Here is a 10,769-nt window from a genome sequence, read left to right as displayed (position 1 = left end):
GAAGGCGCGCCGCGCGGTGACCGAACGGTTCGTCGAAGCGGCGATGGGCGGCGACTTGGAGGAGCTGCTCGCCGTCCTCGCCCCCGACGTCACCCTCTGGACCGACGGCGGCGAGCGCGGCCCCGCGACCAGCCTGCGCCCGGTGCACGGGGCGGGCGCGGTGGCGCGGCTGTTCGTCGAGGTTGCCCGCGGGCTGCGGCCCGGCTACCGGGTCAGGTACCGGGCCGTCAGCACCGATCCGTGCGCGGTGCTCTTCGACGGCGACGCCCCGCTGGCCGTCGTCGTGCTGGACGTGACCGCCGACGACACCGTGCGTGGCATCTACTCGGTCACCAATCCGGACAAGCTGACGCACATCCGCTGAGCCGCCGCTCGGCCTACCACTGCAGGCCGGGCACCACCCTGGCGACCCTGGCCGCCGGGTTCGGCAGCGCCATCAGCGGCAGCAGCACCGGCCCGAGCAGGGTGAGCGGGCTGCGCCCCGAGCTGTCCTGCGCGGCGCCGGGGGAGACCGCGGCCTCGGCCGAGCCGCCCTGCGCCGCACTGGATTCCCCGAACAGGCGGAAGCCCTGGTGCATGATCGTCCGCTTCACCGAAGGCATCAGCAGATCGACCGCCTGGGCGAAGGTGCCGACCGGCGTGTCGATGCGGTGCGGCCGGTCCTCCAGCGCGCGCACCACGATTTCCGCGGCCCGGTCGGGATCCGGCACCGGCAGCGAGCGGTACAGATCGGTCGGCGCGATCATCGGGGTCCGCACCAGCGGCATGCGCACCGAGGTGAAGGTGATGCCCGCGTCCCGGTTCTCGACGGCGGCGATCTCGCTGAAGTTGTCCAGGGCCGACTTGCTGGCCACGTAGGCGGCGAAGCGCGGGACCTTGGTCTGCACCGCGATGGAGGAGATGTTGACGACGTGACCGAAGCGGCGCGCCCGCATCGACGGCAGCAGGCCAAGGATCAGCCGCACCGCGCCGAAGTAGTTGACCGCCATGGTCCGCTCGAAATCGTGCATCCGGTCGGTGGAGTTCAGCACCGAACGGCGGATCGAGCGGCCCGCGTTGTTCACCAGGTAGTCCACGTGGCCGTGGTCGGCGAGCACCGCGCGCACCAGGCCGTCGACGGCCTCGGGATCGGTGATGTCGCACTGGTAGATGTGCGCCGCCCCGCCCTCGGCACGCACCGATTCGGCCGCGGCGAGCAGATCCGGGAGGCCGCGCGCCACCATGAGCACGGTGGCGCCGCGCCGCGCGACGGCGTGCGCGGTGGCCAGGCCGATGCCGGAGGAGGCGCCGGTGATGAGCACGATTCGTCCAGACAGCGGGTCGCCGCCGCTGTCGGCCGGGCGGTCCCGGCTCGGGTCCAGGTTCGCGCGCCAGTACTGCCACAGCCGCTCGGCGTAGCTGTCGAACGACGGCACCGACAAGCCGCTGCCGCGCAACTGGGCCTGCGTGGACTCCGCGACGAACTCCGAGGCGAAGGACACGTGCGGCGCGACCTCCGGGGGAATTCCCAACTGCGACAACAGGAAATCGCGGACCGCGGGCACGCCGGGCAGCTGCGCCAAGCCGTGCAGCGCCAGCCCGCTGCCCGGCACCGGGCCGATGCCCGCCGGAGCGCCCGCCGCCGCGGCGAGGGCGCCGTACACGGCGTCGAACGGCTGCGGCCGCGGGTTCACCAGGTGGAAGGTGCGGCCGTCCAGACCGGGCTTGTGCACCAGTTCCACCATGGCCGCCGCGACGTAGTCGACCGGGACGATGTTGGTGGCGCCCAGGTCGGGCAGCGGCATCGGCAGCTCGGACGGCAGGGCGGCGAGCTTGGCGATGGCGGAGAAGAAGTAGTAGGGGCCGTCGATCTTGTCCATCTCGCCGGTGCGGGAGTCGCCGACCACGATCGCCGGTCGATACACCCGCCAACGCACGTCGCGCGACTCGCGGACCAGCTTTTCGGCGGCGAACTTGGTGCGGTGATACGGGGAGGTCAGGTTCTGGCCGAGGTCGAAATCCTCCTCGAAGAACTTGCCCTTGTGGTCGCCCGCGACCGCCACCGACGACACGTGGTGCAGCACCGCGTCGAGCTCGCGGGCCAGCGCGATCACCGAGCGGGTGCCCGCCACGTTGGCGGCGTGCGAAGTGTGCTCGTCGGCGGTCATGTCGTAGACCGCGCCGAGGTGGATGACGTGATCGGCCCTCGGCGCCTGATCACGCAGGCCGAGCCGCTCGGCGGTGAGGTCGCCGACCAGGGCGAAGACGCGTTCGCCGCCGTGCCAGCCCTCGGCCAATTCCGTGAACTTTGCTAACGATTCGGCGCGGACGAGCACGTGCACGATCGCTTCGGGATCGGCATCGAGCAGCCCTTGCACGACCCGTCGGCCAAGAAATCCGGTTCCGCCCGTCACGATGTAGGAAACCATCGTCCCTCCTGCTGTTCACTCGAACCTGTTGTCGCGCACCATTGATCCAACATGCGGCGGTGAATGCGGGCATCAACGAATCGGCCCCCGGTGACAGCGGTCGGGCCGAAAGTAGGAACACCTTCGTCCTGACTTATAGAAAACTGTAATCGGTTCAGCGTCGGCGGGGCAAGCTGATCGGCGCCGGGTGCGGTGTGGGACTGCTCACCATCACCCCAGGTCAAACGGTATGTGTTACAAGCTTTTCCAGTTACCCCGTGCGAAGGTTGCGATCAAGCAACATTTCGGCTCACTTGGTCAGTTGTCCAGTATCTGGGCGACGGCATCGGCCATGCGAGCGCGGAAGGCCGCCGGGGCGAAGGTGGTAGCGTGCGCGCGGATTTCGGCGGGATCGAAGGCGGCCGGGTCGAAATCCGTCATGGCCGCGGTGAAGGCGGCTGTCACGGCGTCGTCGGGACCCGGATCGACGTAGCCGCCCGTGACGCCGGGCCGGACGGTGTCCAGCGCGCCGCCGAGCCCCACGGCCAGCACCGGCGCGCCGCAGGCCATCGCCTCGACCGGGACGATGCCGAAATCCTCGATGCCGGGCATGAGCAGCGCGCGGCAGCGCCGGTACATGTCCTGCAGAACCTCGTCGGAGGCCGGGCCGAGGAAGGTGGTCTCGGGCCCGGCGAGCGTGTCGAGGTGCGCGCGGAAGCGTCCGTCGCCGACGATCACCAGGCGGCAGCCCGCCCGCTGCGCGGCGCGGATCGCGAGATCGGGCCGCTTGTAGGGGACGAGCCTGCCCGCGAAGAGGAAGAAGTCCTCGCGCTCGACCGCCGGGTCGGGGGTGAAGCGGTGGATGTCCACCGGCGGGTTGATCACGGTGGCGGGCCGGCCCCACCAGTCGTGGACGCGGTCGGCGACGGCGTGCGAGTTGGCGATCACGTGCGTCAGGCGCGGAGCGGCGCGGCTCTCGCACCGGCGAGCCAGCGCGCCGAGGGCGGCGAGGGCGAACCGGCCTGCACGCCCGCCTGCCTCTTGCGCGCGGAAGCCGGGATCCCAGGCCCAGCGGGCCGGGCTGTGCACGTAGGCGATGGTCGGCGCCTCGGTCGCGAACGCGGCCTGGGTGGCGAAGGCGTGGTGGCTGATGACGACGGCGTCGAAGCGTCCGTCGAGGGGCAGCCTGCGCAGCGCCCGCGGCGCGAGCGGCAAGAGCGGAGCGTGCGAGCGACGCCCGGTGGCCGCGTGCGCCCGGCTGAGCCAGGTCCCGTGCACCTGCCGCAGCGGAGGACGGACGCCCGCCGGATCGACGATCGGGGCGAAAACCTCGGAGCCGGGCCAAGTTTCGTGCAGCTCGGCCACCACCGCCTCGGAGCCGCCGTATTCGGTGAAGCGCTCGTGGACGATCGCGATGCGTGGTGCGACACTGCGTGGTGCGGTCATGGTTCGCGGCCCGGTCACGCGCCCGCGGGCTCGATGTCGACCCGCCGCGGTTCGGCGTGTCTGCGCAGTGCGGGGGCGACCGGCCTGCCGTGCAGCAGTCCGTCGACGCTGCCCTGCTCGATCGCCTTGCGGTAGACGATCGCCGCCTCGCGGCAGGCCGAAAGGGTGTGTGCGACATCGGCTTCGGTGTGCGCGGCGGAGGTGACGAAGGACTGGCCGAGTACGCCGCGCTCGAGCAGTTCCTGGAGGAACAGCGTGCGAAAGGCCTGCGACGGCTCACCGTCGGCGTCGCGGGTGGCGAAGATCAGGCACGACGGCCTGCCGAGCACCTCGAGGTGGCGGTCGATGCCGAGTTCGGCGGCGATGGCGTTCACCCCGTCGGCGAGCAGCCGCCCCGCCTGTTCCATGCGGGCGATGGGATCGCCGGTCGTGTACTCGCGCACGACCGCACGGAAGGCCGCCAGCGCGGACGATTCCGGGCCGTGCGTAGTGGAGAGCAGGAACACCCGCTCCCGATCGGTGCGCAGGCCGCCCAGTTCCATCAGCTCGCGCCTGCCCGCCAGCGCCGAGATGGGAAATCCGTTGCCCATGGCCTTGCCCCAGCAGGACAGGTCGGGCCGCACCCCGTACACCGCCTGCGCGCCACCCGCCGACCAGCGGAATCCGGTGATCATCTCGTCGAAGACGAGCAGGGTGCGGTGCCGGTCGCAGAGCTCGCGCACGCCTTCCAGGAAGCCGGGTTCCGGTTCGGCGAGGGCGGTGGCCGCCTCCATCACCACGGCGGCGACGGCCTCGGTCTCCAGGACCGCGGCGAGGGAGGGCAGATCGTTGTAGCGGAACCGCATCGTCCCTGCCATGGTCGTCGCGGGAACGCCGCTGGCCATCGGCGTGATGCCGATGAACCAGTCGTCCGCCGAGAAGAACGGCTGGTCGCAGACCGCGATCACGGTGCGCCCGGTGGCGGCGCGCGCGAGCCGGACGGCCGCGGTGGTGGCATCGGAACCGTTCTTGGCGAACTTCACCATGTCGGCGCCCGGGACGAGATCCAGGAAGTCCTGTGCGGCAAGCAGTTCCAGCTCGGTGGGGCGGCTGAAGCTGACGCCGTCGGTGATCGCCGCACTCACCGCGTCCAGCACCGGCCGGTAGCCGTGGCCGAGGGTGACCGAGCGCAGGCCCATGCCGTACTCGATATAGCTGTTGCCGTCGGCGTCCCAGACCCGGCAGCCGTCGCCGCGCACCAGGATCGGCGCCATGAACTCCGGATACTGGTCGGCGCCGCGGGCGTAGGTGTGCGCGCCCCCCGGCACCAGATCGTGCAGTCGCGCCTGCAGCTCGTTGCTGCGCGCGAACCCGCGATGTCGCGTTGTCGGTTCCTCAGTCGTGCGGTGTTCCATACCGATCTCCTGGCCTCGCGATGTGGCCGCGCGCACGGTGAAAACGCTTGCGCGCGAGGGATTCTGGGCAACACTCTACGTCCGGGGCGATGCTGTGTCTCATCGAGCGCAGGGCGCTGTGCCCTATCGAGAGCAAGGCGCTGTGTTCTATCGAGCGCAAGGCGCTGTGTCGTGCCGAGGGTCCACCGGAACGGTGAGCGCCCACAGATCATGGTCGGCGCGGCGGCCGGTGGCGCCGACGAATTGGCTCATCCTGCCCTCCCACACCATGCCGATCCGGGTGGCGACGGCCGCGGCCTCTCGGTCCTCCGGTTCGATCGCGGTGTCGATGCGGCACAGTCCGAGCGCGCCGAAAGCGTAGGCGACGAGCAGCCGGGTGGCCGCGGTGCGCACCCGTTCCCCGGCGCCGCCGAGCGCGGGATCGGTCCAGACGAACATGCGCGCGTTGCGGTCGAACATGTCCAGATCGAACAGGCGGCACTCGCCCACATAGGCTCCGCCCACCTCGATGGCCAGCACCAGACCCGCCGCCGAACGCAGCCCGGGTCTGGCCCGCAGCAGTTCGCGGAGCCAGCGTGCGCGCGAGTGTTCGGCAGCCCACTCCGACTGCGGCGCTCCGGTATTCGGGTCCAGGACCGCTCTGGCCCGCAGCCGGGCCGCACGCCACCGACGGCCGTCCGTGAGCCGCCGCGTGCGCAGCACCACGCACGGCTGGTCCTGGTCGCTGAGTGGCGCGACCCGCGGGGCGCGCAACGGATCGAGCGAGTGCAGCATCCGCCCCGCGTAATACCGTGCCGCGGCGGCTATTACGGTGCCGCCGGGGACAGGGGGATCGGTCCGGTCCGCGGTCTGCGTTCGCGGCATCGGTGCGGCGTGGTACCTGCGTATCCACGTGGCGGCGAAGCCGCCGGGCGGGACCATCGCGGCGGTGATCGCCCACAGCTCGTGATCGCGCCGCGCGCCCCCGGCGTCGAAGTAGCGGGTCATGAGGGCCTCGCGCTGGAACCCGAGCCGGGCGGCACCGCTCGCGGTCGCCACGTTGGCGGGGGAGATCGGTGCGGTGATGCGCTGCAGCCCAACCGATCCGAAGCCGAAGTCGAGCACCATCGCCGCCGCCAGACCGCCGATGCCGTGCCTGGCCACCTCCGCGTCCACCCAGACGCCGAGTTCGGCGCTGCACGTGTCGGTGTCGATGGAGATCAGCTCGATCTGACCGGCGAAGCGTCCGTCCACCTCGATCACCATCGCCGCTCGACGGCCCGTCCGCGCCTCGCCGCGCGCCGCGAGGCATTCGCGCACCCACAGTTTCGCGGTGTGCCGTTCGCTCCAGTCCAGCGGGGAGCTCGACCAGAACGGCTCGATCAGGCTCCGGTCGCGCAACCGGATCCGTCGCCACGGTTCGTAATCGGCGATCCGGGGCGGGCGCAGCACCACGGTGGCGCCGTGCAGGACCACCGGACCGAGCCGGATGTGCGATAGCGCTGGCTGCTGGTCGGACACGCGATCACTCCTTGGGTCGCTGGCGGCCGAGGGAAGTCGTCCGTAGCGCGCCGTCGGTGGTCACCGACAATCGCCAGTAGCCGCCCGCGGTGTCCTTGAGCACGATGCCGGTGTCGGGATGGTCGGACAGCCATGCGCCGCTGGACAGCACCGCCGACCGGACGGTCCCGTCTCCGGTCTGCGCCTGGAAGATATCGGCGTCGCTGCGGCCCGCCCGGCCGACGAGGGTGCCGTCGAATCGGGGCGTGTGCAGGCTGTCCCTGCTGATCACAGTCCAGCCGTCCGGGAAAAGTCCCGGCTCGAGATCGTCGGAGGCGCTGGAGATCAGGTTCACCGCGGTGCCCTCGGGGCAGCCGGTGCGATCCACCCGCACCTCGACCGGATGCTTGTCGAGATCCTTGTCGAACTGGACGTTGGCCAGATAGGGCTGCCGGCAGTAGGCCAGATCGAGGCAGATCTCGCGCGCCGCCACCTTGCAGTTGACCATGCCGAACTGCGCGGGCCCGCCGCGCTCGCGCCGCCCGACCGCCAGCGCGATGGCTGCGCCCTCGAACCAGACGTTGGTCAGCCACCAGTCGTTGGCCGCGCCGTCGATGTCGATGTGCCGGACGGTGGTGCGCGGATCGCTGTCGGAGACGAATTCGACGTTGCTGAGGGCGAGTCCGGCGTTGTGGTCGTTGCCGGTGCCGAGCACGCCGACGTAGTTGCTGGTCAGCTTGGACGAGGTGACGTAGTTCTGAATGCACGAGGTGACGATGCCGAAGCCGAAATTGTTGATGTCGCAGTTGACGAAGGACGTGCCGCCGGTGTTGTCTCTGAGCACCACGCCGCGCTGTTCGAGAAAGCGCGGGTGGTTCTCGCTGAGATGGTTGCCGCGGATCACCACCGAGTCGAACGAGCAGCGGAAGCATTCAGACAGGTCGACGGCGGTCGCGAGCGGACCCGAGAGATAGATGCCCAGCCGCGCGAACCGGACCCGATTGCGTTGGCGCAGCGAGATCAGCGTGGTGTCGGTCTCGCACACGATCAGCGAGACGTCGCCGCCGTCGCCGAGCACGGTGGCGTAGTCCGCCATCGGCGGCCAGGCCGTCACCTTGTAGCGGCCCGCGGGCAGATAGAGAACCAGCGGCTTGCCCTGCACGGCCGCCGCGGCCGCGATGGCCGCGGTGTCGTCGGCCACGCCGTCGCCGACTGCGCCGAAGTCGCGCACGTTGCGTGCCGCGGGGGCGTCGGTGACGTGCGGTGAGCGGAACCCGATGCCGGGCGTCTCCGGATCGGCGCAGGCCGCGGCGAACGGCACCGCGGCCGCGGCGCCCAGCGACGCGGCGAGCAGTCGCCGTCGGCCTACGCCGTCGTCGGTCATCTCCGCAGCCTCCCCACGAGCCGCTGCAGGCGGCTACCCGGCCTGCTGTACGCTACCGCGCCGGTGAGCCGCTCGGAGCCGAATGTGGCCAGGGCGCCGCGCAATTGGGGACCGGTGGTCGCGCCGAGCTCGACCACCCCGAGCGTGTGCTCGCACAGCGGCGCCACCGCGATGGCGTCCGCGGCCGCGGCGACGGGAGCGGTCTGCACGATGACGTGCTCGAAATCCGCGCGCAGTTCGGTCATCACGCCCGCGAACCGGTCGGAGGCGAGCAGATCCGCGGTTTGCAGGTCGGTGTCGCCCAGCGGGAGCACGGTGAGCCCGGTCTCCGGCCACCCGGTCAGCGCCTCGACCGCGGGCGCGCCCCGCAGCACGGCAGCCAGGCCCTGCCCCTGGCCGGTGACGAATCGCTCCGACCCGCCACGACCGGAGGTGTCGGCGTCGACGAGCACCACCGAGCGGCCGGTGTCGGCGAACGATTTGGCCAGCGCCAGTGCGACTTCCGGCTCGGAGCGCGGGGATAGACTGGTCAGCTGGATGGTGTGCGCCTGCCCCTCGCGCAGCAGCCGGGTGCGCATCCTGCGGGTCTCGTCGGCCGCGCCGGAGCGGCCCTCGTCGATGATGCCGAGAATGGGCACCGGCAGCAGCGCCTCGAGATCGTTGGACGTGCGCAGCGTGCGGTCGGTGCGGTCGCGCAGGTACGCGGCGAGCGCGCCGAGCATGAGCCCGGCCAGCAGACCCAGCGCCAGGACGCGCCCGGACTGCGGCCCGGCGGGCGAGGTGGGCAGCTCCGCCCGGTCCACCACCGCGACGCGGGCGGCGGGCGCTGCGTCGCGTTCGATGGTCTCCAATTCGTCGATGAGCCTGCGGAAGTGCGCGACGACGGTGTTGGCGAGGTCGCGCGCCCGCTGGGCGTTGCCGTCGGCGACCGAGATGACGATGAGGGTGGTGGCGGGCGGCGAGGCGGCGGTGATCTTGCCCCGGAGTTCGTCGACGGACATGGTGATGCTCAGATCATCGATGACCCGTTCCGCCACCGTGGCGCTGGTCGCCAGGTCCAGATAGGACCGCACCCGCTGCTGGGCCGCCAGCCCGCCCTGGTACGAGTCGTTCACCGAGGTGCCGGTCGCCATCGACACGTACATGCTGCTGGAGGCCGAATACGTCGTCGGTTGACCGCGCAGATAGACCGCCGACGCCGCGAGGCACGCCAGTACCACCGCGGCGATGACGAGCCAGCGTCTGCGCGCGATCCGCCAGTACTCGGTCAATCCCATTGCCAGGAACCTCTTTTCGCTACGCTACGACCGGTGAAACGACCCGCGCCGGTGCGCCGTGCCCGGTGCGGCGCCGGACCTCGGTGACCACCGCGTGGATGAGCCAGGCCAGCACCGCGGCCTGCAGAAACTTGCCGAGGTTCTCCATGCTGCCGAGGATTCCGCGTTCGAACAGCACCGAGGAGCCTGTGACCGCCAGACCGAGCACCACGACGGGGAACAGACGCGAGGACAGCGCCCGCGCCCAGGCCAGCAGCAGCGCGAAGGTGAACAGCGCGCCGATCAGCACGCCCGCGTAGCCGCCGAGCACGTAGCCCTCGTTGAGATTGCCCTCGGCCAGCGAGACCGAGACCTTGCTCATGTCCACCGAGGCGCCGCGCACGTCGCTCGCCCACGCGGTGCCGGACTGGAACTTCTCGGCGCCGAGCAGTTGGGCGGGAACGAGACTGAAGGCGGCGTTGTTCAGCACCTCGCTCGGCGTCAGCCAGTAACCGGGACCGTGGAAGTAGGCGTCGGTGGCGGCCTCGAGCAGATCGAAGCGGCGCAGGATGCTCAGGAACGGCCGCACGGCGGGCGGATAATCCGAATCGATCAGCGCCGCTTCGGCTTTGGCGAGCTCGGTGGTCTTGAACGATTGCAGCCAGCCGAATCCGCCGATGCCGAGCACGCCGATCCCGGCGACGCCGAACGCCTTGGCCCGCGTCCACCCGCCGAGGGCGAAGCGGATCGCGACGGCCATCGCGGCGCCCATGATCGGCGTCTTGGATTCCACCACCGCGGTCCAGAGCAACTCGCCCGCCAGCAGCGCGCCGACCACGAGTGCGGCGGTCTCCCGGCGCGCCGGGCGCGCGAACACGATGAGGCCGAGCGCCGCCACCGTCGCGAGGATCGAGACGAAACTCAGAATCGGGTTGGCGCTGGTGACGTCGCCCGCGCTGCCGACAGAGCCGGTGAGCACCGACGCGGCGCGGCCGAGCAGGCCGAGCGCGTACATGGTGACCAGCGTTGGCATCAGATCCGGGTCGCCGACCAGCGCGGGCGCGGCGGGCGGACGTCCGCGCGCCCACACCGCGTAGGCCACCACCAGCGCGGCGTACGCCCACAACCCGAACACGACGTGGTCGAGGACCAGATCGATGCCGCGGTCGTAGCCGAGGTCGGCCAGCCGCGGGTCGGGCACGTTGTCGCCGTAGTGCGGTGCGGGCTGCACCGCGAGCAGCACCAGCGGCCGCGCGATATAAGACAGCGACCAGAACGCGGCCTGGGCGATCACGAAAACCCGCACCACGCCGGGAATCCAGGCGGCCGCGACGACCAGGGTGAGCAGCGCACCCGCAACGGCGGCCAGCTCGAACGTCGGGTTCATGCCTGCGCCTCGCTCACGCTCGGCTCCGGCATGCCT

At 71.0% G+C, this 10,769-nt stretch carries 8 protein-coding genes; 1 reads left to right on the top strand and 7 read right to left on the bottom strand.

Features of this window, described 5'->3' with window-relative positions:
* On the top strand, positions 1-364 hold a 364-nt coding region (locus tag NL1_RS14005), incomplete at its 5' end, for a nuclear transport factor 2 family protein (protein ID WP_169813584.1).
* A gap of 13 nt (positions 365-377) precedes the next feature.
* Here NL1_RS14005 and NL1_RS14000 read toward each other — a convergent pair.
* From NL1_RS14000 to NL1_RS13970, 7 genes are all read right to left on the bottom strand, one after another.
* Positions 378-2,408, bottom strand: a complete 2,031-nt coding sequence (locus tag NL1_RS14000; protein ID WP_067839095.1) for an SDR family oxidoreductase — start codon at positions 2,406-2,408, stop codon at positions 378-380.
* Between the two features lie 297 nt (positions 2,409-2,705).
* Positions 2,706-3,833 carry a glycosyltransferase gene (locus NL1_RS13995; RefSeq protein WP_067839146.1) on the bottom strand — a complete coding sequence of 376 codons (1,128 nt, stop codon included), beginning with the start codon at positions 3,831-3,833 and terminating at the stop codon, positions 2,706-2,708.
* A gap of 14 nt (positions 3,834-3,847) precedes the next feature.
* On the bottom strand, positions 3,848-5,227 hold the full coding sequence (locus NL1_RS13990) for a glutamate-1-semialdehyde 2,1-aminomutase (RefSeq protein ID WP_067839092.1): 1,380 nt from the start codon (positions 5,225-5,227) through the stop codon (positions 3,848-3,850).
* A gap of 147 nt (positions 5,228-5,374) precedes the next feature.
* Positions 5,375-6,727 (bottom strand): GNAT family N-acetyltransferase, encoded by a 1,353-nt coding sequence (locus NL1_RS13985; RefSeq protein WP_067839089.1) that lies wholly within the window; start codon positions 6,725-6,727, stop codon positions 5,375-5,377.
* A gap of 4 nt (positions 6,728-6,731) precedes the next feature.
* Entirely contained in the window at positions 6,732-8,090 is a 1,359-nt protein-coding gene (locus NL1_RS13980; RefSeq protein WP_067839076.1) for a glycosyl hydrolase family 28-related protein, read from the bottom strand.
* Complete coding sequence (locus tag NL1_RS13975) at positions 8,087-9,367, bottom strand: Wzz/FepE/Etk N-terminal domain-containing protein (RefSeq protein ID WP_067839073.1); 1,281 nt, start codon at positions 9,365-9,367, stop codon at positions 8,087-8,089. Before NL1_RS13975 ends, NL1_RS13980 begins: the two co-directional genes overlap by 4 nt.
* A gap of 19 nt (positions 9,368-9,386) precedes the next feature.
* Positions 9,387-10,733, bottom strand: coding sequence for a hypothetical protein (locus NL1_RS13970; protein WP_067839070.1), 1,347 nt, complete (start codon positions 10,731-10,733; stop codon positions 9,387-9,389).
* Positions 10,734-10,769: the final 36 nt, after the last annotated feature.

This window comes from Nocardia lijiangensis NBRC 108240, from assembly GCF_001613045.1.
Lineage (GTDB): Bacteria > Actinomycetota > Actinomycetes > Mycobacteriales > Mycobacteriaceae > Nocardia > Nocardia lijiangensis.
This window is presented reverse-complemented; position numbering and strand designations above follow the sequence as displayed.

Excerpts from the sequence above, each read along its gene's own strand:
- NL1_RS13995 (WP_067839146.1), bottom strand. The coding sequence starts at position 3,833 with ATGACCGCACCACGCAGTGTCGCACCACGCATCGCGATCGTCCACGAG.
- NL1_RS13975 (WP_067839073.1), bottom strand. The coding sequence starts at position 9,367 with ATGGGATTGACCGAGTACTGGCGGATCGCGCGCAGACGCTGGCTCGTC.
- NL1_RS13980 (WP_067839076.1), bottom strand. The coding sequence starts at position 8,090 with ATGACCGACGACGGCGTAGGCCGACGGCGACTGCTCGCCGCGTCGCTG.
- NL1_RS13990 (WP_067839092.1), bottom strand. The coding sequence starts at position 5,227 with ATGGAACACCGCACGACTGAGGAACCGACAACGCGACATCGCGGGTTC.
- NL1_RS13970 (WP_067839070.1), bottom strand. The coding sequence starts at position 10,733 with ATGAACCCGACGTTCGAGCTGGCCGCCGTTGCGGGTGCGCTGCTCACC.
- NL1_RS14000 (WP_067839095.1), bottom strand. The coding sequence starts at position 2,408 with ATGGTTTCCTACATCGTGACGGGCGGAACCGGATTTCTTGGCCGACGG.